This window comes from Pseudomonas sp. V88_4 (assembly GCF_029967985.1).
Classification (GTDB): domain Bacteria; phylum Pseudomonadota; class Gammaproteobacteria; order Pseudomonadales; family Pseudomonadaceae; genus Aquipseudomonas; species Aquipseudomonas glycinae.
On sequence record NZ_JASCAF010000005.1, the window covers coordinates 20,191 to 46,808 of the forward strand.

29 protein-coding genes are annotated in these 26,618 nt (G+C 60.6%); 12 read left to right on the forward strand and 17 right to left on the reverse strand.

Features of this window, described 5'->3' with window-relative positions:
* Positions 1 to 36 precede the first annotated feature (36 nt).
* The 3 genes from QLG12_RS06040 to QLG12_RS06050 form a co-directional block, all read right to left on the reverse strand.
* On the reverse strand, positions 37 to 636 hold the full coding sequence (locus tag QLG12_RS06040; RefSeq protein ID WP_282474123.1) for a hypothetical protein: 600 nt from the start codon (positions 634 to 636) through the stop codon (positions 37 to 39).
* Positions 633 to 1,232, reverse strand: coding sequence for a papain-like cysteine protease family protein (locus tag QLG12_RS06045; protein ID WP_236193889.1), 600 nt, complete (start codon positions 1,230 to 1,232; stop codon positions 633 to 635). The genes QLG12_RS06040 and QLG12_RS06045 overlap by 4 nt, the downstream gene beginning before the upstream one ends.
* A 250-nt stretch (positions 1,233 to 1,482) precedes the next feature.
* On the reverse strand, positions 1,483 to 1,758 hold the full coding sequence (locus tag QLG12_RS06050; protein WP_007956561.1) for a hypothetical protein: 276 nt from the start codon (positions 1,756 to 1,758) through the stop codon (positions 1,483 to 1,485).
* A 164-nt stretch (positions 1,759 to 1,922) separates the two neighbouring features.
* On the opposite strand from QLG12_RS06050, the gene QLG12_RS06055 reads away from it, so the two are divergent.
* The 3 genes from QLG12_RS06055 (at position 1,923) to QLG12_RS06065 (ending at position 3,212) form a co-directional block, all read left to right on the forward strand.
* A complete protein-coding gene (locus tag QLG12_RS06055) occupies positions 1,923 to 2,351 on the forward strand; it encodes an Sbal_3080 family lipoprotein (protein ID WP_197871735.1) in 429 nt (142 codons plus the stop codon).
* The gene (locus QLG12_RS06060) at positions 2,348 to 2,779 is read left to right on the forward strand and encodes a DUF2846 domain-containing protein (protein ID WP_232253993.1); all 432 of its coding nucleotides are present in this window, start codon (positions 2,348 to 2,350) and stop codon (positions 2,777 to 2,779) included. Before QLG12_RS06055 ends, QLG12_RS06060 begins: the two co-directional genes overlap by 4 nt.
* A gap of 79 nt (positions 2,780 to 2,858) precedes the next feature.
* The gene (locus QLG12_RS06065; RefSeq protein ID WP_197871733.1) at positions 2,859 to 3,212 is read left to right on the forward strand and encodes a hypothetical protein; all 354 of its coding nucleotides are present in this window, start codon (positions 2,859 to 2,861) and stop codon (positions 3,210 to 3,212) included.
* A gap of 103 nt (positions 3,213 to 3,315) precedes the next feature.
* Here QLG12_RS06065 and QLG12_RS06070 read toward each other — a convergent pair whose 3' ends face one another.
* Positions 3,316 to 4,050 (reverse strand): thioredoxin family protein, encoded by a 735-nt coding sequence (locus tag QLG12_RS06070; RefSeq protein ID WP_282474124.1) that lies wholly within the window; start codon positions 4,048 to 4,050, stop codon positions 3,316 to 3,318.
* 177 nt (positions 4,051 to 4,227) lie between these two features.
* Here QLG12_RS06070 and QLG12_RS06075 point away from each other — a divergent pair, with 177 nt between their 5' ends.
* Positions 4,228 to 4,620 carry a transcriptional regulator gene (locus QLG12_RS06075; protein ID WP_197871729.1) on the forward strand — a complete coding sequence of 131 codons (393 nt, stop codon included), beginning with the start codon at positions 4,228 to 4,230 and terminating at the stop codon, positions 4,618 to 4,620.
* Between the two features lie 62 nt (positions 4,621 to 4,682).
* On the opposite strand, the gene QLG12_RS06080 is transcribed toward QLG12_RS06075, so the two are convergent.
* The 3 genes from QLG12_RS06080 to QLG12_RS06090 form a co-directional block, all read right to left on the reverse strand.
* Positions 4,683 to 5,552: a DUF6279 family lipoprotein gene (locus QLG12_RS06080; RefSeq protein WP_236193880.1), complete on the reverse strand. Its 870-nt coding sequence runs from the start codon at positions 5,550 to 5,552 to the stop codon at positions 4,683 to 4,685.
* 77 nt (positions 5,553 to 5,629) lie between these two features.
* Positions 5,630 to 6,346, reverse strand: a complete 717-nt coding sequence (locus tag QLG12_RS06085) for a TorF family putative porin (RefSeq protein WP_197871725.1) — start codon at positions 6,344 to 6,346, stop codon at positions 5,630 to 5,632.
* 215 nt (positions 6,347 to 6,561) lie between these two features.
* Positions 6,562 to 6,750 carry a hypothetical protein gene (locus QLG12_RS06090; RefSeq protein WP_016985943.1) on the reverse strand — a complete coding sequence of 63 codons (189 nt, stop codon included), beginning with the start codon at positions 6,748 to 6,750 and terminating at the stop codon, positions 6,562 to 6,564.
* 351 nt (positions 6,751 to 7,101) lie between these two features.
* Here QLG12_RS06090 and QLG12_RS06095 point away from each other — a divergent pair, with 351 nt between their 5' ends.
* From QLG12_RS06095 to QLG12_RS06105, 3 genes are all read left to right on the forward strand, one after another.
* Positions 7,102 to 7,938, forward strand: a complete 837-nt coding sequence (locus tag QLG12_RS06095; RefSeq protein WP_197871723.1) for a S1-like domain-containing RNA-binding protein — start codon at positions 7,102 to 7,104, stop codon at positions 7,936 to 7,938.
* Positions 7,939 to 7,983: 45 nt separating this feature from the next.
* Complete coding sequence (locus QLG12_RS06100) at positions 7,984 to 8,388, forward strand: DUF2177 family protein (RefSeq protein ID WP_197871757.1); 405 nt, start codon at positions 7,984 to 7,986, stop codon at positions 8,386 to 8,388.
* Between the two features lie 295 nt (positions 8,389 to 8,683).
* The gene (locus QLG12_RS06105) at positions 8,684 to 9,616 is read left to right on the forward strand and encodes a DMT family transporter (RefSeq protein ID WP_282474125.1); all 933 of its coding nucleotides are present in this window, start codon (positions 8,684 to 8,686) and stop codon (positions 9,614 to 9,616) included.
* Here the strand turns inward: QLG12_RS06105 and QLG12_RS06110 are convergent.
* Positions 9,561 to 10,742 (reverse strand): MFS transporter, encoded by a 1,182-nt coding sequence (locus QLG12_RS06110; RefSeq protein ID WP_282474126.1) that lies wholly within the window; start codon positions 10,740 to 10,742, stop codon positions 9,561 to 9,563. The two genes, QLG12_RS06105 and QLG12_RS06110, sit on opposite strands and share 56 nt — an antisense overlap.
* A 104-nt stretch (positions 10,743 to 10,846) precedes the next feature.
* On the opposite strand from QLG12_RS06110, the gene QLG12_RS06115 reads away from it, so the two are divergent.
* Positions 10,847 to 11,740: a LysR family transcriptional regulator gene (locus tag QLG12_RS06115; RefSeq protein WP_282474127.1), complete on the forward strand. Its 894-nt coding sequence runs from the start codon at positions 10,847 to 10,849 to the stop codon at positions 11,738 to 11,740.
* A gap of 142 nt (positions 11,741 to 11,882) precedes the next feature.
* Positions 11,883 to 12,011: a PA1414 family protein gene (locus tag QLG12_RS06120; RefSeq protein ID WP_003184145.1), complete on the forward strand. Its 129-nt coding sequence runs from the start codon at positions 11,883 to 11,885 to the stop codon at positions 12,009 to 12,011.
* 94 nt (positions 12,012 to 12,105) lie between these two features.
* Here QLG12_RS06120 and QLG12_RS06125 read toward each other — a convergent pair whose 3' ends face one another.
* The 6 genes from QLG12_RS06125 to speB all read right to left on the reverse strand — a co-directional run bounded on the left by QLG12_RS06125 (position 12,106) and on the right by speB (position 17,618).
* Positions 12,106 to 12,354, reverse strand: a complete 249-nt coding sequence (locus QLG12_RS06125) for a phosphopantetheine-containing protein (RefSeq protein WP_039772540.1) — start codon at positions 12,352 to 12,354, stop codon at positions 12,106 to 12,108.
* A 45-nt stretch (positions 12,355 to 12,399) separates the two neighbouring features.
* A complete protein-coding gene (locus QLG12_RS06130) occupies positions 12,400 to 13,125 on the reverse strand; it encodes an MBL fold metallo-hydrolase (RefSeq protein WP_197871717.1) in 726 nt (241 codons plus the stop codon).
* An 84-nt stretch (positions 13,126 to 13,209) separates the two neighbouring features.
* Complete coding sequence (locus QLG12_RS06135) at positions 13,210 to 14,589, reverse strand: sodium:solute symporter (protein WP_197871715.1); 1,380 nt, start codon at positions 14,587 to 14,589, stop codon at positions 13,210 to 13,212.
* Positions 14,590 to 14,668: 79 nt separating this feature from the next.
* On the reverse strand, positions 14,669 to 16,180 hold the full coding sequence (locus QLG12_RS06140) for a cytosine permease (protein WP_108560181.1): 1,512 nt from the start codon (positions 16,178 to 16,180) through the stop codon (positions 14,669 to 14,671).
* Between the two features lie 54 nt (positions 16,181 to 16,234).
* Positions 16,235 to 16,657 carry a nuclear transport factor 2 family protein gene (locus tag QLG12_RS06145; protein ID WP_085683062.1) on the reverse strand — a complete coding sequence of 141 codons (423 nt, stop codon included), beginning with the start codon at positions 16,655 to 16,657 and terminating at the stop codon, positions 16,235 to 16,237.
* A gap of 10 nt (positions 16,658 to 16,667) precedes the next feature.
* Positions 16,668 to 17,618, reverse strand: coding sequence for an agmatinase (gene speB / locus QLG12_RS06150; protein WP_282474128.1), 951 nt, complete (start codon positions 17,616 to 17,618; stop codon positions 16,668 to 16,670).
* Positions 17,619 to 18,048: 430 nt separating this feature from the next.
* Here speB and QLG12_RS06155 point away from each other — a divergent pair, with 430 nt between their 5' ends.
* Positions 18,049 to 18,942: a LysR family transcriptional regulator gene (locus QLG12_RS06155; RefSeq protein ID WP_039772530.1), complete on the forward strand. Its 894-nt coding sequence runs from the start codon at positions 18,049 to 18,051 to the stop codon at positions 18,940 to 18,942.
* Positions 18,943 to 18,946: 4 nt separating this feature from the next.
* Entirely contained in the window at positions 18,947 to 19,543 is a 597-nt protein-coding gene (locus QLG12_RS06160; protein ID WP_282474129.1) for a DTW domain-containing protein, read from the forward strand.
* A gap of 160 nt (positions 19,544 to 19,703) precedes the next feature.
* Here the strand turns inward: QLG12_RS06160 and QLG12_RS06165 are convergent, their stop codons facing one another.
* Genes QLG12_RS06165 through QLG12_RS06175 form a run of 3 tightly spaced genes read right to left on the reverse strand, consistent with a single transcriptional unit; the run spans position 19,704 to position 24,627 of the window.
* Positions 19,704 to 21,065, reverse strand: a complete 1,362-nt coding sequence (locus tag QLG12_RS06165) for an HlyD family type I secretion periplasmic adaptor subunit (RefSeq protein ID WP_011332984.1) — start codon at positions 21,063 to 21,065, stop codon at positions 19,704 to 19,706.
* A gap of 10 nt (positions 21,066 to 21,075) precedes the next feature.
* Entirely contained in the window at positions 21,076 to 23,235 is a 2,160-nt protein-coding gene (locus QLG12_RS06170) for a type I secretion system permease/ATPase (RefSeq protein ID WP_197871711.1), read from the reverse strand.
* 33 nt (positions 23,236 to 23,268) lie between these two features.
* Positions 23,269 to 24,627, reverse strand: coding sequence for a TolC family outer membrane protein (locus tag QLG12_RS06175; RefSeq protein WP_282474130.1), 1,359 nt, complete (start codon positions 24,625 to 24,627; stop codon positions 23,269 to 23,271).
* A 531-nt stretch (positions 24,628 to 25,158) separates the two neighbouring features.
* Between QLG12_RS06175 and QLG12_RS06180 the strand changes: the two genes are divergently transcribed.
* Positions 25,159 to 26,618 (forward strand): retention module-containing protein (locus tag QLG12_RS06180; RefSeq protein WP_282474131.1); only part of this gene is annotated, 1,460 nt, incomplete at its 3' end.

Below are 26,618 nucleotides of genomic sequence, written 5' to 3' on the forward strand. Positions count from 1 at the left end.
CCGGACATGGTCCGGGTTTTTTATTGCCAGCGTTTATCAACTGCCCAGCAGGCCAGTGGTGTCGGCATCAAAACGCCGCTTGGCCTGATCGGCTGCCGGTTTGAGTTGGGCGAGCAGGGCGGCCTCGCTGTACAGCCCGGTCAGCGCCAGTTCCTTGGGAGTTGGCTCGATCGGGATCAGCACGTCTTCACCCGCCGCGTGCAGCCAGATCGCCACAAGGTGCAGTGCCGACACAAACAGCATCCGCAGCTCAACGGTTTTGCCTTTCAGTTGCGGCGATTGCTCGGCCAGTTTCAGCGCATCGACCGTGGCGCTCGCCAGGTTGCCGTGGTTCAACGAGGCAAACTCGACGTGACCGCGTACTTCGGCCAATTGCGCATCGGCAATCGACAGACCGCCGGAAAATACCAGGTAATGCCAGTCGCCCACTCGGGCGTTTTTCAGGCCTTTGCCCTGGCTCAAGTCGTCCAGACTGAGCGAGTAGCCGCGATAGGCCTCGCTGAGGCTGATTCCGGCAGGCGCAGCACTGGCGAACTGGCGATTGACGCCGAAGCCCTGGGTCTGCAACGCGGCCTGCAAGGCCGGACGCAATGTCTGTACGCCGTTGGAAGGCGCCTTTGGATAAGTCAGTTTCATGCTGCCGCCCCCTGGTTTTTCGCCGTGAAGTAAGTGTGGGTCCAGTTGCCGCCACCGTTGTAGGAACCGGGGAAGGAATTCAGCGCGCGGGTCGAATAGCCGTAGATCGAGTCCGCGACCAGCACGTAATTGCCGTTGGTGCCGTAGATCGCCAGAAAGTGCGCTCCGCCGCCGTACCAGGCACAGCGCAGGCCGATCGGGCGGCCCATGTTGATCTGGTTCTGGATGGCCGACATCTGCAGCGAGCCCGAATTCATGCCGTTGAAACTGCGGGTGATTTTCAGCGCAACGTCGAGATAGCCATACACGTTGCACGGCCCCGGTTGATTGCAGCAGTTGCGATCCAGCGCGGCGCTGGCAACGGCGCATTGGGTCCACGACCCGGTGCCGTAATAATTGCCGACCGAGGCGGAAGCCGCAGCCCAGCACCAGTTGGTCTGGGTCTGTTGCTGCATGGTGAAGTTCAGGCTGGCGGCCGCCAAGGCACGGTTTTGTACAGCCGCTTCGACCTCGACCAGTTGCGGGTCGAGCAGATGGCCGATCAGACATTCGGGCAGGGTATTGCCGGTGAATGCCGTTGTTTCAGTGGTTAACATTTTTCAATCCTCCATGAATGAAAACAAACGTTCCGCGTTTGCGGGATAACGCTATTGCCGAGCGATCGATGTTCAAGGGTTGCCATCTCCGATGGCCGGTTCCGATCAGGCTCGGGGTTAACCCTAGGTGCGAATATGCATTTGTGCAAATATTAAAATGCATTAGTGCAAATTCCAGGGCAAAAGGAAGCAGGCTTTGGCACCGATCCAGTCTGATCGATGCCAAAGCCTGCCGTTGTCTGCGCGGGGGCTATCCCTCGGTTTTCTTCTCGGCCGAACCCAGTTCCTTCAAGCGCTGATCGATCAACTGGCATTTGTCCGGCAGATCGGCGGAGGCCGTACCCAGATCCATTTTCTGCAACTCGGCGTTGATCTCCTTGGCCTTGGTCGGGTTTTGCTCAGTGAGCTTCGCGACTTCCTTGGCCAGTTGCTCGCGTTTGGCGGTGGCTTCTTCCGGCGTACAGGCCCAGACGGGCAGAGCGCAGGCGAGCGTGGCGGCGAGGGTGAGCTTGAGCAGCGTTTTCATGGGGCAGGCCTCAGTTCCGGTTAAGGCGGGTTAACCGGTTGAGGGTTTTGGTCGAGCGAAAGTTCAGTTTCTGTATTGAAGGTTTGCCCTGTAATTGACCGTTTTCGGGTGCTCCACTAGGATGCGCCACCATATTGATATCAACTGGCACTGAAGGATCGAACATGCTTTCTAGAGTTGTCACCGCGGGCCTGCTGCTGGCGCTGGCCGGTTGCACCAACGTCAAGGTCGAGCCGGTGGCTCCTCAATACAAGATCTCGACACTGTGCATCGAGGAAAATCCGAAAGTGGTCGTGGGCGACTTCGTTGCTGGCATTCAAACAGTGTTGCGTCGCCACGGCATCGACAGCCAGGTGTATACCGCTCCGGTTCCTGCCAACTGTGAATATCGCTTGAACTACACCGCCATCCGCTCCTGGGATCTCTCCATGTACTTGTCCGATGCCACCGTTCGACTTTACAAGGGCGAGCAGCAAATCGGTTTTGCCCATTACAACCTGACCAACGAGGGCGGTTTCGATTTGTCGAAACTGGCCTCGGTCGAGGAAAAAATGGCGCCGGTGTTCAACCAATTGTTGGGGCAAAAACAATGAGCCGGTTCATCCAGCGTCTCTCGGCCCTGTTGTTCCTGCTGATGCTGAGCGGGTGCAGCCACCATCAACCTGCTCAACCGTACTTCGAGCCGCCCCAGCCACCGCAGGGCAAGGCGCTGGTCTACATGATGCGTTCGCAGGTGATTCAGGGCAGTTTCTACGACAGTATTTTCAGCATCAATGACAGTGCGGTCGTGGCGCTCGGCAGCAAAAACTATTCGTGGGTGTATGTCAGCCCTGGTTTGCACAAGGTTTCCGCAGGGCAGCGCCCGAACCCCGGCAATGTCTTCCTGAACCTGCCCGTCGAGGCGGGCAAAGAGTACTTCGTCGAATACACGCAGGAAAACATGATGGAACTGATCCGGTTGCGCAAACCGGAGGAGGGTAAGCCCATGGTTCGCGCTTACGAGTACTTGCGGGTCGAGTGATGTTCTCGGGTAACGAATTCGAGGCGGACATGCTGGATGATCCGCCGCTTTGCTGCTGCGAACCCAGGAAGAACACGCGATGACCGAAGATGAGATTTACCAAAGGCTCGCACAGCTGTTGGTCGATGAGGCGCCTGAGTCAGCGATGACAGTGATCGTTGATGTCGAGCTTTCGCCCGAAGACGATCACTGTCAGTTGCTGTTTGATTATGTCGACGGGAAAGGCGAGCGGGACTGGTTCAGTCCGAGCAGCGGTGAGGTTGACGGCATTGTCATGAAAAGCCTGGTTGCCCTTAGAAAGTTGCACAAAGCGCAAAACCTTACGGCCGGACTACCCGCGTGGAACGCTTGTGAGATTGCCATGGACATTGTGGGCGGCAAGTTGAAAATCGACTTCAGGTATGACGAGACGCTCTATCTGCAGACTGACTGACGCAAAGCATCCTTGGCGACTGGCGTCGCTTTCCCGCGTTTGAAGCAAAGACAGATTCAAAAGGTGGAACAATCTGTCTCGCTTCATCGCAATCAAGTGGCGATCAGGTCGCGTGGCAGCAACTGGATTTCGTTTCTCCCTCATACCGGTCATGGTGCCGCACCCACTCCATGATCTCCTCCTCGTTCCGGCCCTTGGGCGTGAGGTCGAGGTAATTGTAGGCGCCGACCAGCAAGTCCAGGCCTCGCGCGTAGGTTGAGTAGGTGTGGAAAATGTCGCCGTTGTCGGCGCGATAAAACACACTCAGCCCCGGCATTTCTTCCTCGGCGCTGTCGGTCTTTTCGTAGTTGTACGTAGCCTTGCCAGCTTCGACATCCTCAGCGCGGGCGCACCCGCCAAAGTCGTAGTTGAAATCGCAACCGTTGGACGACACCCAGTCGAATTTCCAGCCCATTCGCCGTTTGAACGCCTGGAATTCGGCGAACGGTGCGTGGGATACCGCCACCAGCGCGATGTCGTGATGGGCCAGGTGCAGGTTGGCGCCGTCGATGTGGTCGCTGAGGAATGAACAACCCGGGCAGCCTTCCTCCCAGCCCTTGGCGAACATGAAGTGGTAAACGACGAGTTGGCTATGCTTGCTGAACAGGTCGGCGAGTTTCAATTCGCCGTTAGGCCCCATGAAGCGGTAATCCTTGTCGACCTTCACCCAGGGCAGGGCGCGACGTTTGGCGCTGAGGCGGTCGCGTTCCCTGGTGAAGGCCTTTTCATCGGCCAGATGCTGCTTGCGGGCGGCGAGCCATTCTTCGCGCGACACCACCGGATGATTCTCAACGTTCATGATGATTTCTCCTGCGGGGGTTGAAACCGTCTGTTTCAGACTAGTCGTTTAACACCCCGGGAAATCGACAGACCGCCGGTCGGTCGGGGCGCCGAATAATCCTGAACGGTGACGCCACGCACCGGTCACAACCTGTGAACGCGCCAAAAAATCAAGCGCACCGGAGGTTGAATCAGGATGACGACTTATAACTGGGATTTGATTGAACGCCTGCTGCATGAAGTGCAGAACGGCGCGGGCCACAGCTTTGCACCACGGTCTTTCGCCGAAGACTATGCGGCAGAGAAAGCGGCGGCGGGCGAGGCGATCGAGAATCTGGATCACCTGAAAACGCTCGCCTGCGACTACGAAAAGCTGCTACTGGATCGCGGCTACATAGAGCCCCGTGGCGAAGATGAAGGCAGTACCGGCAACAACTTCAGCCTGACCCCGCGTGGCTCCAGCCTGTTGAGCCTGATCGACAGCAGCATTCCCGGCAACGATCATCCGCGTCAGGTGCTCGATGAGCAGGAAGATGCGCTGGATGAGCTGACATTCGATGAGGTGGCCTCCAAAGCGCAGATTGCCTGAGGCTTTGCGCAAAAACATGTGAGAGCGAACTTTCTCGCTCCCACATGTTTTTTGCAGTGATCTCAGCTTTTTTGTGCGGCCTTCAGGCACTTCAAGTCATTGAAATCCTTGCGCACCCCCTCGATCTTTTTCAACAGGCGCTGGCGTTGCTGCGGGGTGCTGTCAGCCATTAGATCAACGAACAGCGAACGGGCCTGCGCTTCGGTATTGGCGTAGGCCTTTTGGTAATCGGCCGTCCATAAATGCTCGCGATTGACCAGAAGTGTCTCGATCCGTTGTGGGAATTCAGGACTTTTGCGTTGCGCCACCGCCGCGCTGAACTGCTTCTGCCAGTGAGCACGGTTGGCAATCCACTGGGTGTTCTGGTCGCCCAGAGCGGTCGACCAGGCCATCACCCGCTGTTCCTGTTTGGCGCTCAACGGGCCGAGCCAATCATTGAGACGCTTGTCCATGCGCGCGCCACGTTCGGCAATCTGCTGCGACAGCGGAGGCTTGAGGTATTCCTGCTGGCGCTTTTGCAGGTCTTTGGCAAAGGCCTCGTTCATTTCAGCGACCTGCCGATCATCCAGGCCTTGCAGCAATTCAATCGCCGACGGTGTGATTTCCCGGGCGGTTTCTGCGATTGCCTGCTTGGCCTCTGCGGTGCGGGCCTGAAGTGCGGCGTCGGTGACCTGATTGGTCTCGACCATGGTTTGCAGGCGATCGAGCCAGTCCAGATAACCCGGCAACTGCGTGGTGCAGTGCCAGCTCAGGTGTTCCCTGAGGCGTTCGTTGAACCAGCCTTTCTGCTCGCCGTTCATGTCCAGGTAGTCGCTGAGCGTCCACGGAATGATCACATCGAGATTGCGATAGGCCAGGCCGACGCGGCTGCAAGCGCCAAGGGCGAGGGTCAGGATCAGTAGAACGGCGAGGCGTTGGAACCAGCTAGACATGGGCGAATCCTTGCGAAAGCCAGCCTTGAGGGTCTGATTCTCATGTGAACACAGGAGGGGCCCGGCAGTTCAGCCCATCAAAAGAACGGGCGTTCGGCCTTGAGTGTGACCAGTCCGTCGCACTGACTGTTATGCCCGGAATAGGCCGAGCAATCGCTGCCGCTGAGGCTCGAATTGCTGTAGATCAGGTCAAGATCGATGCCCATGAACGGCCGGGAAAGTTTCACCGACCAATCGGTAAAACTGCTCACATAACCGCCGTCCACCGAGACCGGCGTGTTGAGCTGATGGGTGGTGTATTTCATGCTGATCCCGATGCCGAACGGCTGATTGCCGCCCAGGTCGGCAAACAGGGTGTTGTTCTGTTTATCCGGATCGTTGCTCAGGGCGATGCCGATCCGGCTGCCGAGCAGGGTCAGGCCACCGAACAGTTCCTGGCTGTCGAGGGTGTCGACCTTGGGATAGCTGTAATGGATCATCCCGACTTCGTAGCCGAGGGTTTGATCGAAAGGTTGTTTGAAGCCGACGTAGGAATCGATTTCGAGATTCTTCCCCGGCGTGAGGCCCATGCTCGGTGCGTACTGGCCGACATACAGGCCGCTGTCGTGACTCAGGTCCAGGCCGCCGTGGAACGAACCGACCGCCGAAGGCTTGACCAGCCCTTGGGCCATGCTGCGGCTGGGCGTGGTGCCGAGTTTGAGGTCGAAGTCGCCGAGCTCACGCTGGAAAATCTGCGCATGCGCCGCCGGGCTTGTCAGCAGGCCTGCAAGTAATAAACAGAAGGGTTTGAGCATGCGTCACTCCTTGAATAGCGAGCGCAGGCTGGTAAACCTGCTGAAACGCTTGATCCAGACGCGTGCAAGGATACCGGCGAATGATCGGCATCGAGGGCCGTTCGTCGATTTCTGCGGTTTTGAATGTTTGATTAAACGCGAGAAGGGTCTTGCGAGGGATCCGGTCCAGACGCTTCGAAGCTCAAAGCGCCTTTGGACTGGTGTGCTGCGGGGTGTTACTTCTTGCCCAGGCTGATCTGCTTGGACGGGCCGAACGTCTGGCCGCTGACGCCCTTGGCAATTTGCTGAATCTCGCCGCCGGACTTGAGGAATGCCGCGATCTGATCGTTGATCGATTCGCTGGTTTCAACGGCTGGAGCTGGCTTTGCTTTGCTGGTGGATGCTTTTACACGCATGGCGGCCATTAACCTGTAGAAAAGTAACTTGGCCAGGCATCGTACAGGAATAACTTGACAATTGCTTGGTAAATATCCCCCGGAATAACCCAGCTTGCAGGTGGATTATTCTCGATTAATTATTCGAAATATCTCGCTAACCTGCTGTTTTAACTAACAACATTTAGGCGATTCCATGATGTTCGGCGGTGTCGGGAACGCGTGAAAGCCATCACGCTGGCCTGACGAGCGGCGCCCATCCAACGCAAAATCCAGGAAAATCAAGGCTTCCCACAGATTTTCGCGCGGCCGGCCGATCGGACGGCCAACCAGCACGGCAAAACCGGGTAGAATGCCGCCCACGCAATGAGGGTATTGGAAATGGCTTTAGTCGGGCGTTACAACAGTTTGCAAGTGGTTAAACACACTAACTTCGGTTTATATCTGGACGGCGGTGCGGACGGCGAAATTCTTTTGCCCAACCGTTATATCCCCAAAGATATTCCCAGCGAAGATGAAGACTGGCTCAATGTTTTCATTTATCTGGACAGCGATGACAAACTTATTGCCACCACTGAAAAACCAAAAGTTCAGGTTGGTGAATTTGCCAGTTTGAAAGTTGTTGAAGTCAACAGCATCGGCGTGTTCCTCGATTGGGGCCTGCCGAAGGATCTGCTGCTGCCTTACTCCGAAGAAAAACGCCAGTTGACCGCCGGCGAGTACTGCGTGGTGCATGTCTACCTCGACAAGCACACCCGCCGCATCACCGCCACCGCGCGCCTGGATCGTTATCTGGACAAGACCCCGGCCAACTACAGCGCGGGCCAGGAAGTTGATCTGCTGGTCGCCGAAGCCACTGACATGGGCTTCAAGGCGATCATCAACAACAAGCACTGGGGTTTGATTCACAAGAATGAAATCTTCAAGTTCATGCGTGCCGGCATGCGCGAGAAAGGCTTTATCAAGGAAGTGCGCGCCGACGGCAAGATCAGCCTGAGCCTGCAACCGGTGGGGCAGGAAGCGGCCAGCAGCCTGAACTCGAAGATTCTCGCCAAGTTGCGCGAAAGCAACGGCACCCTGGCCGTCAGCGACAAGAGCGATCCGGCACTGATCAGCAGCCTGTTCGGTGTCAGCAAGGGCAACTTCAAGAAGGCCATCGGTTCGTTGTACAAGAACGGCCAGATCGTCATTCACGCCGATCGCATTGAACTAACCTGAGTCTCCCGTGGCCCATGTTGCATGGGTTCACTTGAGGTCGGGCAGATGAAAAAAGCGCTGATTGCCTACGTTGCCACATTGCTGGCGTTTCTTCTGCTCGACGGGCTCTGGCTCGGCGTGTTGATGGCGCCGACCTATCGCGAACTGCTCGGTTCGCTGATGCTTGAAAAACCGTTGCTGGTGCCGGCAGCGGTTTTTTATTGCCTGTACGTTTTCGGCTGTGTGGTGTTTGTGGTGCTGCCGTCGCTGACCTGGCAACGCGCCGCCCGGATGGGGGCGCTGCTCGGGCTGGTTGCCTATGGCACTTATGACCTGACCAACTGGGCGACCTTGCGCGGCTGGTCAGCACAGGTGTCGCTGATGGATTGGGCCTGGGGGACGTTTGCCACGGCGCTGGCCTGTATGGTCGGATTTTTTGTGACCGGCCGGGTTGGTAGATCAGTCCGTTGATTTCGGTCGCCTGAACTGACGCCATCGCTGGCAAGCCAGCTCCCACAAAGTCTGTGTCGTGTTCAGGTTTGCAGAACCTTCACATCATCTGTGGGAGCTGGCTTGCCAGCGATTGACGGCGCAGCCGTGAGCCATTCGCCGCTGACGTTGCAGAAGCATCAAATGTCTTTTTCAGACGGCTTTTTCTGGCTGACTGGTTAATAATCCCCTCACTATTTTTCGCCCCGGACAAAGAGCCGGGGCATTGTTTGACCATTGGAAAAACTGCCATGTCGTGTGTGTTCGAGGTGTCGAGGTGAGCGTCAGTCGGCGCAGTGCCGACGGGTTCGCCCTGCAAGTGATGATCGGCCTGTGCCTGATCTGGGGTGTGCAGCAGGTGATGATCAAATGGGCGGCGACCGACATTGCGCCGGTGATGCAGGCGGCGGGGCGGTCGGGGATTTCCGCGTTGCTGGTAGGAGTGCTGATCTGCTGGAAGGGCGGCTGGGATCAGGTCGGCAACACTTGGCGCGGCGGCTTGCTGGCCGGTGCCTTGTTCGGTCTGGAGTTCCTGTTCATCTCCGAAGGCTTGCAGTTGACCACGGCGGCGCACATGTCGGTGTTCCTCTACACCGCGCCGATTTTCACCGCGCTGGGCGTGCATTTCCTGTTGCCGAGCGAGCGCTTGCGGCCGGTGCAATGGCTGGGGATCTTCATGGCATTCGTCGGGATCGCCGTGGCGTTTGCCGGCGGTGTGTCGTGGGACAACCTCGACCGCCGGATGTTGATGGGCGATGCCCTCGGCGTGCTGGCCGGTGCCAGTTGGGGCGCGACCACCGTGGTGGTGCGCGCCTCGCGTCTGTCGGAAGCGCCGGTGACGCTGACGCTTTTTTACCAGCTGATTGTCGGCTTCATCGGCCTGTTGCTGATCGCGCTGCTCAGCGGCCAGATCACCCACGTCAGCCTGACCGCCGTAGCCGTGGGCAGCGTGCTGTTCCAGGGGCTGGTGGTGTCGTTCTTCAGTTACCTGACCTGGTTCTGGCTGCTGCGCCGTTATCTGGCGGCCAACCTCGCGGTGTTTTCCTTCATGACGCCGTTGTTCGGCGTCACGTTCGGCGTGGTGTTGCTCGGCGAAGAGTTGAGCCTGAACTTCATCATCGGCGCCGTGCTGGTGTTGCTCGGCATCACCTTCGTCAGCGCGGAACAGTGGGTGCGTCGGCGTTTGCGCAAAGCCCTCGGTCAGCCGTAACGGATTTGCACGCCAGACCGCCGGCAATCAGCAGGCCGCTGCCGGCGATCACCAGCGCCGGTTGCAGGCCACCGCTGAAATGGCTGCTGACCGCCGCCAGCAACGGCCCGCTGAGCTGACCGACGGCGAAGCACGCGGTGAGCAGGCCGGCGTTGCGCTGGGTGGCGTGGGGCGCCAGTTCCCGGGAGCGTTGCATCACCAGTTGCATGCAGGCCAGGAACGGCGTGCCGCAGAGGATCACACCGAGTGCCAGGCCGAGGCCGCTGCCCAGCAGGCAAGCGAACACACCGGCGGCTTGCAGCCATAACGTCGCCATCAGCCAGTGCCGGGTGGTATCCGGATCGTGCCGACGCAAACTCACCAGAAACACGCCAATGGCGGCGCCGAGTCCGAAGCACGGCCAGAACAGATCCGCCTGCCACTGTCCGTGAAACTGCGCGTTAGCCATCTGCGACAGAAACGTGGCCGGGATGATGTAGCCCACGCCATACAAGGCATACACCACTGCCAAACGTCCAATTCCACGATTTGACGAACCGACCGCAGTCGGCGCGGCCGACACACCGACACCCGGTTGCGGCAGGATCCGTACGATCCCCAGCAACATCAGCAGTGCCACGGCGGCATAGATCAGCCACAAGGTGGCGGAAGTCTGCCGCGCCAGATGTGAGAACAGCGCCAGCAACCCCGTCAGAAAAATCCCCAGCCCCGGTCCAGCAAACACCAGCGCGCCCAACCGTGGACGCCCCGCCGCCGCAGCCAGCGGCTGACTCAGCGCAGTAATCATCACCAGCACCCAGGCACTCGCCACACCCGTGCCGAAACGCAGCAGCAGGTGCGACCAGAAACCGTTGGCCCAAAACGATGCCAGCGTCAGCAACACACACAACCACAAGCCACCATGCAGGCGCCGCTGCACTTGATCCGGCCGCCGGGAAAACATCGCATCCACCGCGCCGAGCAGGTAACCGAGGTAATTGGCCGCCGCAATCAGACCGGCGGTGGTCAGGTCGATCTGGCCTTCGCTGAGCAGGTGCGGCAGTTGCGGGGTGAGGGCGAAACGCCCGATGCCCATGGCCGTCATCAGGGCAATGAAACAGGCGGATAAGCGAATCAGCGGGGACATGGTCTGAATTCCGTTGGAGGTTCAATGACCGTCAGGCTAGGACTGATTGACTTTCTTTAAAATTGAATAATAGTGAGTAACTTGTTCAGTTCAGGAGAAAGGTCGTGGAATTCAGCCAATTGCGGATCTTCCAGGCCGTGGCGGAGGAGGGCTCGATCACCCGTGCCGCCGAACGTTTGCACCGCGTGCCGTCGAACCTGTCGACCCGGCTCAAACAGCTGGAGGAGCAACTGGGTGTCGAACTGTTCGTCCGTGAACGTCAGCGTTTGCAGTTGTCGCCTGCGGGAAAAGTCCTGCTGGACTACACCGGCAAACTGTTCGCCTTGCGCGATCAGGCCAGTGCGGCGGTGATGGGCGGGCAACCGGCGGGGGATTTCGTGCTCGGCACGCTGTACAGCACCGCCGCGATCCATTTGCCGGCGCTGCTGGCGCGGTATCACAAGCAATATCCAGCGGTGAATCTTCAGGTGCAGTCCGGACCCAGTGGTGAACTGCTTGAAGGCCTGCTCACCGGTCGCCTCGATGCGGCACTGGTGGACGGCCCGCCGCAACTGGCCGGGATCGACGGGGTGGCGCTGTGCAACGAGCGGCTGGTGCTGATCAGCGAGGCCGATCACCCGCCGATACGCAGCGCGAGGGATGTCGAAGGTCGGGCGGTGTTCACCTTCCGTCATGGATGTGCCTACCGCGCGCGACTGGAAGCGTGGTTCGCGCATTATCAGGCGGCGATGGGCCGGGCGATGGAGATCGAGTCCTATCAGGGCATGCTCGCCTGCGTGATTGCCGGCAGCGGCGTGGCGCTGATGTCGGAGTCGATGCTCGCCAGCCTGCCGGGGCGCGAAAGCGTGGCGGTGCACCCGCTGGCCGAGCCTTTCGCCAGTGCGACAACATGGCTCATGTGGCGGCGGGGCATGGTCGGTGCCAACCTCAATGCCTGGATCGAACAGCAGCAGGCGCTCTATCCCGTGGCTGGCGAAGACGTGCGGGAAACGGCTTGAACGAACGGTCAGGGATTTGGATCAATTCAGTAACAGATCATTGCGGATTTGGCCGAGCATTGCGTAGGACTTCGGACTATTATCAGTGCGAAGCGGCCTCAGAATTCCGGACGCTCAGCACCACCCTGAAGGGGGCATGACGATGAAAGAGAAAATTCAAAACTGGCTGCACGATTTGGGTGTTGCCCTCGGCTTGATCGAACCGCCTCTGCAACCGGTCCCGATTCGCACCGATGACGAACAGCGTCGGCGTCAGCCACGTCGGCGGTAATGCCCAGCTTTGAAGGGTCAAAGGTTTTAAACGACAAAAGATCGCACCCGGTCGTCACTCCATGGAGTGGCGGTCGGGGTGCGATCTTTTGTTTTCAGTGACGCCCGATTTCCATCAGAAACCGGCTCAGGTCATTCACGGTTTTCGCAGTCTTGAGCATCCGGTCCTCTTCGGCGGTGAAGGCCGTCAGTCCGAATTCATCTTCCAGGTGGAAGATCAGATCTTCGATATCCGCTTTTTCCAGTCCCAGTTGCGCGAGGCTGGTGTGGTCGTCGAATTCACGATTTTCCAACAGACGCAGGATGAACCGGTGCACGGCAGCACGTACGGCAGCTCTTCTCATGGCAGATGTTCAAAAGTGGTGGGGCTGACCTGAGTACAGCAGGCCTCAGGCGTGCCGGCGCAACCATTCGTCAATCATCCCGTGCAGGTGCTCTCCGGAAAAACTGCCGAAGTGCCCGCCATGCACCGTGCGGATCTTCAACTCATGCAAACGGCGCAGGCTGGCAGCGTAGTCGTCGAGGTTGGAATGGTAGGCGTCCTCGATCAGCGGCCCGTCGTAAATGATGTCGCCACTGAACAGGGTTTCGCTGGCCGCTTCGTAGAGGCTGATTCCGCCCGGTGAATGGCCCGGCGTGTGCAGCACCTGCAACGTGCGGTTGCCCAGGTCCAGCACATCGCCATCCTCGACAAACCCGGTGGCCGGCGCGGCCTTGACCCGGTATTCGGCGTAGCACAATGGGCAATCCGGGTGCGCCTCGAACATGTCGTCGCCGACGAAGGCCCGGCTCAGATCATTCTCACCATCCGGCGCCGCCAGAATGTCCGCCTCGGCCGGATGGACCAGTCGTTCGGCAAATTCGTGATGTCCGGCAATGTGATCGAAATGGCAATGACTGGCCACCGCCACCAGCGGCCGCTCGGTCAGCCACGGCAGTTGCTCGCGCAGGCTGACCAGCCCGGAACCGCTGTCGAGCAACAGATCCTTGTCCCGGCCCTGAACGTGCCACAGGTTGCATCGGTAGAACGGGCGGATGAACGGCTCGTGAATCAGCCGAATGCCGTCGCTCAGGGTTTGCACTTCGAACCACTGATCGCGAGAAACAATCTTCATCAAGCATTTTCTCCAGACGAAAAAAACGGGTGTGGCAACCGACGCCACACCCGCCGAAGAAAGCATCAAGTCGTTATAGCGAGCTTAGACCGCGCTGGCCACCGCGGCAGGGCGACGGGAAAACAGGCTGACCACCACAAAACTCACCAGCCCCACAGCCAGGCTGTAGTAGATCGGGGTGTTGGCATCCAGACCATCCTTGAACATGAACAGCAGTGCCGTGGCGAAACCCAGGCCCATGCTGGCGATGGCGCCGGCGGTGGTCGCGCGTTTCCAGAAGATCGCACCGATCAGCGGTATCAGCATGCCGCCCACCAGCAGGTTGTAAGCGAGGGTCAGTGCGCTGATCACGTCGTTGACCACCAGCGCGATGCCCAGCACCACCACACCGGTCAGCAGGGTGAACAGACGGTTCACCCCCAGGCTCGACTGTTTGCCGCCACGCAGTTTCGGCAGCAGGTCTTCGGTCAGGGTGGTGGCGGCGGCGAGCAGGCCGGCGCTGGCGGTGGACATCATCGCAGCCAGGGCAGCGGCGATCACCAGACCACGGATACCGTCCGGCAGCGACAGTTTGACGATCGCGGCGAAGGCGTTGTTGACGTTGTCCAGATCCGGGATCAGCACGTGTGCAGCCATGCCGATCAGGGCGCAGGCCAGACCGTAAAGGATGCAGTAGATGCCCGCGAAACTACCGGCGTACTGAGCCACTTTTTCGTTCTTGACGGTGAACACCCGTTGCCAGATGTCCTGACCGATCAGAATGCCGAAGAAGTAGATCATGAAGTAGGTAATGATCGTGTCCCAGCCGATGGTGGTGAAGTTGAATGCCGCCGCCGGCAGCTTCAGCACCAGTTCGTCCCAGCCGCCGACGCGGTACAGGCAGATCGGCAACAGGATGAACATCAGGCCGACGGTCTTGATGATGAACTGGACGATGTCGGTCAGGGTCAGCGACCACATGCCGCCGATGGCCGAGTACACCACCACCACGCCACCGCCGAGCAGTACCGAGACCCAGAACGGCAGGCCGAACAGCACTTGCAGCACGGTGCCGATGGCGAGGATCGAGGTCACGCCGATCATCAGCGCGTAGGCCAGCATGATCGCCGCGCTCGCCGAGCGGGCCATCGGGTTGTAGCGTTTTTCCAGGACCTGGGTAACGGTGTAGATCTTCAGTTTCAGCAGCGGCTTGGCCAGGAACAGGTTCAGCGCCACGATGCCGCAACCCAGCGCCGCGCACAGCCAGAAACCGGAAATGCCGTGCACGTAGCCCAGACGCACGGTGCCGACGGTGGACGCGCCACCGAGAACGGTCGCGGCCATGGTGCCCATGTACAGGCTTGGCCCGAGGTTACGCCCGGCGACCAGGAAGTCCTCGTTGGTCTTGGCCTTGCGCATGCCAAAGTAGCCGAGCAAGAGCATGCCGGCGGCGTAGATGAGGACGACGAATAAATCCAAAGCCATGATGGCGTGTCTCCGATTGTCTTTTTTATGGGGTGGAACACTGTGGGAGAGGGCTGACCCCCACAGGCAATTCGTTTATTCAGGCAGCCTGACGCAGCGCCGCTTCAGCCGGCGCATGCGCGCCTTTGCTGCGGGGATCCTTCGGGCCGTAGACCAGCGCCGGTTCCGGGAACAGGCTCAGCAACATCAGGTACATCACCGAGGCCAGACCGAGGGTCACCAGCAGGCTGATGTCGATGCCGCCGGCCAGTTCACCGAGCGGGCCGACGAACTGCCCCGGCAGGTTGACGAAGCACAGCCCGACCGCCGCGCTCGGAATCCACGCGCCCAGACCACGCCAGTTCCAGCCGTGGCTGAACCAGTAACGTCCACCTTGCTCGCCGCGCGTGAACACTTGCAGGTCGTCCGGGCAGTAGAAGCCGCGACGCACCACCAGGCCGATGATCATGATCACCATCCATGGGGTGGTGCAGGTGATGATCAGCACGGCGAAGGTCGACACGCTCTGCACCAGGTTCGCCGCGAAGCGCCCGATGAAGATGAAGGCAATTGACAGCACGCCGATCAGCAACGTCGCCTTGACTCGCGACAGCAGACGCGGGAACACGCTGGACATGTCCAGCCCGGTGCCGTACAGCGACGTGGTGCCGGTGGACATCCCGCCGATTACTGCAATCAGGCACACCGGCAGGAAGAACCAGCTCGGCGACACCGCCAGCAGACCGCCGACGTAGTTGTTGGCCGCGATGTAGTCCGGCGCCTGGATCGCCACGATGGTCGCGGTGGTCAGGCCGAACAGGAACGGGATGAAGGTAGCGATCTGCGAGAAAATCACCGCCGCCATGATCCGCTGACGCGAGGTCTCACGCGGGATGTAGCGGGCCCAGTCGCCGAGGAACGCACCGAAGGAAATCGGGTTGCTCATCGCCACCAGCGCGGCGCCGATGAACGCGGCCCAGAAGCCCGGCTGGCCGAGGCTGACGGTACCGGCGTAGTGCGAATCGAAAGGACCGGCGAAGGCGAAGATGCCCAGCAGGAACAGCAGGCTCGCGCTCCACACCGCGACCTTGTTTACCCACAACAGGAAGCGGAAACCGTAGATGCACACGGTCAGCACCAGAATCGCGAACAGACCGTAGGCCAGGCCCAGGGTCAGGTCGGTTTCCGGCAGGCCGATCAGGCGTTTGGCACCACCGATCAACGCATCCCCCGAACTCCACACCGAAAGCGAGAAGAAGGCGATGGCAGTCAGCAGCGACAGGAACGAACCGACGATCCGCCCGTGCACGCCGAAGTGCGCACCGGACGACACGGCATTGTTGGTGCCGTTGAGCGGACCGAACAGGCCCATCGGTGCGAGGATCAGCGAGCCGAGCAGCACGCCCGAGACAATCGCCCAGACGCCCGCCTGAAAGGACAGGCCGAACAGCACCGGGAAACTGCCGAGCACGGCGGTGGCAAAGGTATTCGCGCCGCCAAAGATCATGCGGAACAAGTCCACGGGACCGGCGGTGCGTTCGTTGTCCGGGATCTGTTCGACCCCGTGGGTTTCAATCTGCGTAAGGCTTTGGTCGTTGTTGTTGTTATTCATGATCTGCTCCGATCATAAAGGCGCGCTCATCGTGCGTGAGCGTCACCTGTTTGGCTAAGGGGGTGGCAGCCCTTCCGGCATTGCGGACAAATGTTCGTGGCAGGCCAGCCAATGGCCTTGTTGTTCTAGGCTCGACGCTTGTTTGCGGAAAACAATCGTCTCGCGCTCCTGGCTGAAGTGTTGCTCCCCTTGCATGCGCAGCTCGGTGGCCACGTCATGGATGAAAATCGCCACGTCACCCTGCAGGCTGACGAAGGCGTTGCTCGAGGTGCAGGACAGCACCTCGAAGCCATCCTCGGCGCGCCAGCTGTCCCACAACGCCTGATAGGCATCGCGCGACAGCAGGGGCTGTTCGAGGGTGTAGAACACGAAGCTCGCATCGGCGCTGAACGCGCCGAAGTAGGCTTCGCGATCGTTGCGGGCGAAGGCGGACACCAGATCGGCGGCCGCTTTCAGAACCTGATCACGTTCGTTCATGACCCGACCCTCAGCGGTGGACCACGCCCGGCAGTACGCAGAGCATTTCGTACAGCAGGTTGGCGGCCAGCAGCGAGGTGTTGCCGGTGGTGTCATAAGCGGGCGAGACTTCTACCAGATCGCAGCCGATCAGGTCGAGGCCCTGGCAGCCGCGAACGATTTCAATCGCCTGAATGGTCGTCAGACCACCGATTTCCGGGGTGCCGGTGCCAGGCGCCCAGGCCGGGTCAATGCCGTCGATGTCGAAACTCAGGTACACCGGGCCGCCACCGACTTTCTCGCGGACTTCGGCCATCAGCGGTTCCAGCGACTTGTGCCAGCACTCTTCGGCCTGCACCACGCGGAAACCCTGATCGCGGCTCCAGTTGAAGTCGTCAGCGGTGTAGCCCTGCGCCCGCAGACCGATCTGCACCACACGGTCGCAGTCCAGAAGACCTTCTTCGACCGCACGACGGAAGGTCGTGCCGTGAGCGATCTTCTCGCCGAACATGTGATCGTTGACGTCAGCGTGGGCGTCGATGTGTACCAGACCGACCTTGCCGTGCTTTTTGTGGATCGCACGCAGGATCGGCAGGGTGATGGTGTGGTCGCCACCCAGGGTCATCGGGATCACGTTGTACTCGAGGATGTTGTCGTAGGCCTCTTCGATGATGCGCACGGCGTCGAGCAGGTTGAAGGTGTTGATCGCTACGTCACCGATGTCGGCAACCGACAGCGAGTCGAACGGCGCAGCGCCGGTGGCCATGTTGTACGGGCGGATCATCACCGATTCGGTGCGGATGTCGCGCGGCCCGAAGCGGGTGCCGGGGCGCAGCGAAGTACCGATGTCCAGCGGCACGCCAACGAAGGCAGCGTCCAGGCCGGCAGCGGTCGGTACATGGGGGAGTCGGAGCATGGTGGCGATGCCGCCGAAGCGCGGCATTTCGTTGCCGCCCAGTGGTTGGTGAAGAATCTTGTCCACGGGTAGGGCCTCATCGTCTTTGTTTTATTTATGTCGGCGCACCGCATTCGCAAGGTCACGGGCACCGCTGTGGGCCGATTCTGCGAAATGTAGTGGGGCGGAAGAATCGCTACGGGCAAATACTTAGTTCAGATTTTTCTAAACTAATAGCGACGCTGGGATTAGACTTTGCGGTCTCGGGATTCTTGCCTGGCTGAACATTGCTGCCCTCACCCCAGCCCTCTCCCGGAGGGAGAGGGAGCTGATATTCATAGCTTTCAAACCCGGCGCTCGACACCGGATCGCCTCGAGACGGGCCTGAGTTCGACTCGATGTTTCAGGTCGATGTAGATCCTGAGAACCCCTCGGTCGGCTCCCTCTCCCTCCGGGAGAGGGCTGGGGTGAGGGTTCGATTGATCAAGCGACACATCTCTACTGCCGGGAGTAACCCATGGCCAACGCTTTACCCGACCTGAAACTGTTGCGCATCTTCGTCAGCGTCGTGCGCCATCAGGGGTTTGCCAACGCGCAGCAGGAACTCAACCTGTCGACCTCGGCGATCAGCACCTACATGAGCCAGCTCGAGGCCGCGCTGGGTCTGGTGCTGTGCCATCGCGGGCGCGGTGGTTTCAGCCTGACCAGCAAGGGCGAACTGTTCCATCAGGAAACCCTGCGCCTGCTCGCCGAGCTCGAAGGTTTCGAGCAATACGCGGCAGCACTCAAGGGAGAACTGCGCGGCACGCTCAACCTCGGGGTGATCGACTCGACGGTCAGCGACAAGGCCCTGCCGTTCGCCGAAGCCATCGGTGCCTACAGCCAGGAACACCCGGCGGTGCATTTGCACTTGTCGGTGATGAGCCCGTATGAACTGCAACTCGGTGTGCAGGACAACCGCCTCGATCTGGCGATCGGCGCGTTCTCCACACGCATGAGCGGTCTGGTGTACATGCCGCTGTATCGCGAACAGCACTGGCTGTATTGCAGCAACCGGCACCCGCTGTTCAACGAACGGCGGATTCCCGAACAGGTCATTACCCAGCAACGCATGGTCGGGCGCGGTTACTGGAGCCAGGCCGAACTGGCGCGCCACGGCTTCAAACACAGCGCCGCGACCGTGGAAAGTATGGAAGCGCAGCTGATTCTGGTGCTGTCCGGGGCCTACATCGGTTACCTGCCGGAGCACTACGCCCAGGCCTGGGCCGACAAGGGCGACCTGCGGGTTTTGCTGCCGGCAACCTTCGGCTATCAGGCGCCATTTTCCATGATCATGCGCCGTGGCCGCAGCCGCGAGCCGCTGATCCAGACTTTCCGCGATCTGCTCAAAGCGCAGCTCAATCAGGCATAAGACAATGTCCAGACCCCAATGCCCGCGCTGCCTGCGCCCACAAACCCATTGCCTGTGCCCGCTGATCCCCAGCCTCGACAGCCGCACCCGGGTGTTGCTGTTGCAGCACCCGAGCGAGGTCAATCACGCACTCAACACGGCTCGGCTGGCGGCGCTCGGGTTGAACAATGCCGAACTGATCGTCGGCGAGGTTTTCGAGGATTTGCCCGCGCTGCTGAACCGACCGGGGTATCGGGCACGGTTGTTGTTTCCGGCGGACGATGCGCAACCGATGCAGGCTTACGCCGCGTCCGATGAACCGCTGTTGCTGGTGGTGCCGGACGGCACGTGGCGCAAGGCGCGCAAGATGTTGCACCTCAATCCCTTGCTGGCGGCGTTGCCACGGGTGACGCTGGCCGAGGGCGGAGTTTCACGGTATCGGCTGCGCAAGGCACCGGAGCCGGGGGCGTTGTCGACGATTGAGGCGATTGTTCAGGCGTTGCAGACGCTGGAAGCGCCGGCCTCTTTCGAGCCGTTGCTCAAGCCGTTCGAGGCGTTGATCGAAGGGCAGATTGCGGCGATGGGGGAGGCGACTTTCCAGCGCAATCATTCTGGAAAGTAAGCGGTGTTCTTATCGGCCCCATCGCTGGCAAGTCGAATCGTCGCACCGCAGCTCCCACAGTGTCCGTGTCGTACACAAAGTTTGTGACCACTACAAAGCCTGTGGGAGCTGGCTTGCCAGCGATGGGGTCAGATTATTCACCGCAAAGTCCGGATCATCACTAGCGCTCGCGCATCGCCTCGGTCCGGGCTTTCAACACCGGTTTGAGCAGGTAATCCAGCACGCTTTTCTCCCCGGTAATAATGTCCACCGTCGCCACCATCCCCGGAATGATCAGCAACGGTTTCACATCCCCGCCCAAATGGTTTTTGTCGGTACGCACCTGGATCAGGTAGAAGCTGTTGCCCTTGTCGTCGGTGATGGTGTCGGCGCCGATCAGCTCAAGCTTGGCGCTCAGCCCGCCGTAGATCGTGTAATCGTAGGCGCTGAACTTGACCATGGCTTTCTGGCCCGGATGCAGGAACGCCACGTCCTGCGGCCGGACTTTGGCTTCGATCAGCAGGTTGTCTTCCAGCGGCACGATTTCCACCATGTCGCTGCCCGGCTGCACCACGCCGCCGATGGTGTTGACCTTCATTTGCTTGATCACCCCATGCACCGGCGAGGTCACCGTGGTGCGGCTGACGCGGTCGTCGATGGCGATGCTCGAAGCAGTGATTTTCGACAGGTCGGTACGTTTCTCGTTGAGCTCCTTGGCCGCTTCGGAGCGGAAAGTCTGTTCCGATTCGTCGATCTTGCTGCGGATCTCGGCGATGGCCGATTCGGCGCGGGGAATGGCCAGTGTCGTGGCGTTCAGGGAACCGCGGATTTCCACGGCACTGCGCTTGAGCCGCAGGATCTCCACCGGCGACACGGCGCCAGTCTTGACCAGCGGTTCGGACATGTTCATTTCCTGATTCACCAACGCCAGGCTTGAGCTGTACTGACCCTGTTTCGAGCGAAACTCCGCCAGCTCCTGAGTCTTCTGCCGCAGCTGTTCGCTGAGGGTTCTCTGTTCGCTGGCCAGCCGCCGCTGCCGTTGTTCGTACAGCGAACGCTCGTCCTCGGCCACTTGCGGGGCCTTGGCGATCACTTCGTCCGAGAGCTTGAATGGCCGGCCTTCGGCTTCGGCGGACAAGCGTTCGACCTGCGCGGTCAAGGCATAACGATCGGCCTCGCTCTCACCCTTGTTCGACAGAAACCGCGTGTCGTCCAGGCGCAGCAGTTTGTCGCCCTTGTCGACCATCTGCCCTTCGCGCACGAAGATCTCGGTGACGATCCCGCCCTCAAGGTTCTGGATCACTTGGACCTTGCTCGACGGAATCGCCTTGCCTTCGCCCATGGTCACTTCCTGCAACACCGCGAACTTGGCCCAGACCAGCGCACTGATCAGTAGCGCCGCCGCCAGCCACACGGTGATGCGCGACCAGCGTGGCGAGTCCTGCAGCGAGGCGCCGGCGGTTTCCGGCATGAATTCGGCTTCGGCGCTTTTACCGAAGCTGTCGAAATAACCGCGCGGTTTTGAAGAGGAGGAAGCAGACATGGGGCAACTCCTAGACCGCTGCCGAGCCGACCCGGCCCTTGCGCAGCGCATCGATGACCGCTTCTTTCGGACCGTCGGCGACGATCCGGCCGTTGTCCAGCACCAGCAACCGGTCCACCAGGCTCAGCATCGAGGTGCGGTGGGTGACCAGCAGCAAGGTTTTGCCCTGCACCCAGCCGTGCAGCTTCTGGCGCAGGACGTCTTCGCTGCTGTTGTCCATGGCGCTGGTGGGTTCGTCGAGCAGCATGATCGGCGGGTCGAGCAGCAGCGCCCGCGCCAGTAACACCGCCTGGCGCTGGCCGCCGGAGAGCAATTGCCCGCGCTCGCCCACCGGCCGGTCGAAGCCTTGCGGGTGCTGCCGTGCAAGCTCGGTGACGCCGGTCAGTTCAGCCACTTCGAGCATCCGCGAATCGCTGATATAGCGGGCGCCGAGGGTCAGGTTGTCGCGCAGGCTGCCGGCCAGCAGCGGCAGGTCATGGGCGACGTAGCCGATCTGCTGGCGCAGGTCGGCGACATCCAGTTGCCGCAGGTCGAGGCCGTCGAGCAGCAACTGGCCTTCTTCCGGTTCGTAGAAGCCCATCACCAGCCGCGCCAGGGTGCTTTTGCCCGAGCCGCTGCGGCCGATGATGCCGATCCGCTCGCCGGGTTTGACGCTGAAGCTGACGTTGCTCAGGGCCGGGGTGTTCTGGCCGTTGTAGTGGAAGGTCACCGCGTTGGCGTCGAGTCCCCCTTGCAGTTGCGTGCGCTCCAGCGGTCGTTGTTTGCCGTCGCGCTCCTGAGGCAGGGACATCAACGCGTCGGTGCTTTTCATGGTCAGTTGCGCTTGCTGGTAGCGGGTAATCAGCCCGGCGATCTGGCCCAGCGGCGCGAGCACGCGGCTGCCGAGCATGTAACTGGCCACCAGCGCACCGACGCTGAGGTTACCGGCGATGATGCTGTAGACCCCGGCCACAATCGTTGCCATCCCCGAAAACTGCTGGATGAACAGCGTGCCGTTGGTGGCCAGCGCCGAGAGATTACGGGCGTGGCTGTCGAGGCGGGTGAGGGCGCCGTGGGTGCTTTCCCATTTATGCTGGCGCTCGCTCTCGGCGCTGCACGCCTTGAGGGTTTCCAGGCCGCCGAGGGTTTCGATCAGCAACGCCTGACGCTCGGCGCCGAGGCTCAGGCTTTTCTGCACGGTGTCACGCAGGCGGGCCTGAATGATCATCGCGAACACGATCGTGATCGGAAACGCGAGCAGCGGAATCACCACCAGCCAGCCACCGAGCAGGCCGATCACCACCAGCATCAACACCACGAAGGGCAGATCGATCAGGCTGGTCAGGGTGACGGCGGTGAGGAATTCCCGCAGGCCCTGAAAGTCGTGAATGCTCTGGGCGAAGCCGCCGATGGTCGCTGGCCGGGCCTTCATCGCCATGCCGGTGATGCGCTCGAATAAAGTCGCGGAAAGGATCACGTCGGTCTTCTTGCCGGCGGTGTCCAGCAGGTGCGCGCGCACCACCCGCAGCACCAGTTCGAACCCGGTGCCGATCAACAGCCCGATGGCCAGCACCCACAGGGTCGACGTGGCCTGGTTCGGCACCACGCGGTCGTAGGTCTGCATGACGAACAGCGGCACCATCAGGCCCAGCAGGTTGATCAGGAAACTGGCGAGGATCGCGTCGCTGTACAGCCATTTCGACAGCTTCAGGGTGTCGCGAAACCACGCCTGCACCCGTGGCACCAATGGCGAGCGCAGGTCTTCCAGTTCATGCCGTGGCCGGGCGAACAAGGCCTGGCCGCTGTAGTGTTCGGTGAGTTCTTCACGGCTGACCCATTGCTCGCCGCCGTCGGCTTCACTGGGCAGGATCAGCGCCTTGCCATCTTCGCTAAAACGCCGCAGCACTGCCGTGCGCCCGTTGCCCAGCAGCAACAGCACCGGCAGGTTCAGCGGTGAGATGTCTTTGAGTTCCCGGCGCAGTAACCGCGCCTGCAACCCGGCCCGGGCTGCGGCGCGGGGCAGCAGGTCCAGGCTCAGGCGTTGTTTGTTCAGGGGCAGCCCGGCGCTCAGGCTGGCGCGACTGACCGTCGCGCCGTGGAGCTTGCAGAGGATCAACAGACCGTCGAGCAACGGGTCATCGAAGCTCAGCCGCGGATCGATCCCGGTGTTACCGGGTTGCATGCTGGTCATATTGATCGCTCCCCTGGCACTACATCATCGGGACTACTTCAGTTCAGGCAAGCGCGCTTCGTTCTTCACCTCGTTCGCGGCAATCGCATCGGCCGGCAGCACCACCCGTTGCTTGCTCAACAACTGGCCCATGTTCGCCAGCACGCGGTACATCGAGTATTCCTCGGTGTAGCGGATTTCGGTGTAGCGACGGTTGGCGTTGTACAGCTCGTTTTCACTGTCGAGCACGTCCAGCAGGGTGCGCTGACCGAGGCCGAACTGATCCTGATACGCAGCCCGCACACGCTTGGTGGTCTCGGCATATTCGCGGGCGGTCGGGGTCTGTTTCCTGGCGTTGAGCATGGCGTTCCACGCCAGATGAATGTTCTCGTTGAGTTGGCGCAGGGCATTGTTGCGGATGTCCATCGCCTGGTTGATCTGGTGCGCGTCGGAGGCCAGTCGCGCCTTGTCGCTGCCGCCACGGAACAGGTTGTAGTTCATCACCACGCCGACCCGCCATTCGTTGTCGTGGCCCTCGTCGCCCTGCACGTTGTTGTTGGCGCCGACGGCGGCTTCTGCGTCGAAGCGTGGATAGAACGGCGACTTGGCAACTTCATACTGGCTCTCGGCCGATTGCACGTCGGCCTGGGCGGATTTCAGGTACGGGTTGTTCTCGACCATGCTCTGCTGGGCTTCGGGCAGGGTGGCGGGCAATTCGCCGCGGGTCGAGACGGGTGCTTCCAGCTCATCGGGCATGCGCCCGACCACGCTGTAGAAGTTCGACTCGGCGTCGGCCAGATCGACTTCGGCGGTGTCGAGGTTGTTCTGGGCCAGCGCCTTACGGGCGACCGATTGATCGGAGTCGGCGGTGCTGCCCACGCCGCGCTCGGTGCGCAGGCCGATCTGGTCGTTGACACGCAAGTGCGCCTGCAGGTTGTTCTTGGCCAGGGTCACCAGTTCACGGCGCTTGAGCACTTCAAGGTAGACCTCGATGGTGCGCAGGGCCAGATCCTGGGCGGTGCCCTGGGCGTAATAGGCGCGCGAGTTGGAAACGCCCTTGGTGCGCTCGACTTCGTTTGCAGTGTTGAAACCGTCGAACAGCATCTGCCGCAGCCGCAGTTCGGACTGGGTGTAATTGAGGATTTCGGTGTGGTGGTTACCGAAGGCCCGGGTGTTGGTGTTGTCGCTGTAACCGCGCCCGTAAGCAGCGTTCAGATCCACCGACGGATAGAAGCCACCCTTGGCGACCTTCACCTGTTCATCAGCCGACAGGCGCGCATCCACGCGCGAGGCCAGTTCCGGGTGGGTGGCGATGGTGCTCTGGATCGCTTCGGTGAGGTTCATGGCCTGGGCTTGGGAACTGCAAGCCATGGCCAGCAAAACCGCGCTGCAGAGGGGGGTTAGTACGCGCATGGGTGCATCTCCCTGAGTCCTGATGGTGTTTCGCTGTCGCCAATTTATTGACGATATTTTTAGTAGAAAGCGTTTCATGCCTGTAACAACAGAGCTAAGAACATCCTGAAGCGTAGCTAAGAAAAAATTTTCATAAGGGTTATGCCAAAAAAAACTTATGCGCTTCGCCAAATCCAGCACATTGTTCCACTCGAAAGCCTTTGTTTTATGCGCTTTAGGGAGCACAGAAAGGCTTGAGGAAAGTTCCACTCACTTTGCGACATACGGCGAAGTACTGCTAAAGGGGAGGGACGCGTAGCGGCTGATGAGCGACAGTTTTTTGTCACTCAGGTGATTCACCACCGTTACGTAGCGCTAGTGGGCGTGCTGCATCGAATAGAGATTCCAAGTGCTTGATGGCACTGGCGTTTCTGGATTTGCGCAACCTGCGAAACGAACTGTCGAGGTGCGAGCGTCGCCCCGACAACCCGCTTGAGCCATGGGCTGCTTCGCGAACCAGCGCCGACGGTGGTCGGCAGCGGAGGAATGCACATGGCAACGCTCATCGGGACCGTCACTAAAGTCATTGGTCAGGTTTTCGCTCAATCGGCAGACGGCAGTCGGCGCCCATTGGTCGAAGGCGATCGGCTGTTTGCAGGGGATCAATTGATCACCGGCGCGGAGGGCGCGGTTGCCGTCCATCTGCAAAATGGCCAGGAGCTGACCCTCGGTCGCGACAGCAGCCTGACCATGACCGGCCAGTTGCTCGCCGATCAGGCGGCACACGTCAATGCACCGGAAGCGGTGACCCCGAGCGAGTCGCAACTGACCGACGTCGAACAGATCCAGAAAGCCATTGCCGCCGGTGATGACCCGACCCAATCCGCCGAAGCGACCGCGGCCGGCCCCGGAGCCACCGGTGGCGCGCCGGGCGCGCTGGGTGGCGGTCACAGTTTCGTGTTGTTGACTGAAGTGGCGGGCCGGGTCGATCCGGTCATCGGTTTCCCCACCGCCGGTTTCAACGGTATTCCCGAGTTTCCCGAAGAGCGGCTTAATGCCGTGATCGACAACGGTGACGGCCAGGCCGCCCCGATTGTTCCGCCTCCACCCCCAGTCAACAATCCGGTCACACTCACCGGGCTGTCTGTTGCCGGTGGCGAATTGAATCTCAACGAAGCCAATCTGCCCGACGGTTCCGCCGCCAACCCTGGTGCGCTGACCCAGACCGGCAGCTTCACGGTGTCGGCGCCGGACGGTCTGAGCAGCCTGAGCATTGGCGGTATCAACGTGATCGTCGGTGGCGTGCCGATCGGTTTCCCGCAATCGATCACCACGCAACTGGGCAACACCCTGACCATCACCGGCTACAACCCGGCCACCGGCACGGTCAGTTACAGCTACACCCTCAACGGCAACGAGACCCACGCAGCGGGCGACGGCGCCAACAACCTCAGCGAACAATTCACCGTGATCGCCGGTGACAGCAATGGCGACACGGCCACCGGCACGCTGGACGTCAACATCACTGACGACGTGCCGAAAGCGTTCGATGACAACAATGGCACGGCCTCAGAGACCCAACTGACGCTGACCGGCAACGTGCTGACCAACGACGTGCAAGGCGCCGACCGCGTACCCGTCGGCGAAAACGCCGGCCCGATTACCCCCGGTACCTTTGTCGGGACTTACGGCACCCTGGTGCTCAACGCCAACGGCACCTACACCTACACGCTCAATACCAACGATGCGGACTTCAAAAACCTGCACGGCGGCGGCAACGGCACCGAAACTTTCACCTACACCATCACCGATGCCGACGGCGACACCAGCACCGCGAACCTCGTCTTGCAGATTCATAACAACGACGACCCGGTGATCATCAACGGCCTCGACGTGAATGGCGGCGAGCTCACCGTCTACGAAAAAAACCTCGGCGACGGCAGCAGCCCTGATGCTCCAGCCCTGACCCAAAGCGGCACCTTCACCATCACCGCGCTGGACGGCGTCACCAC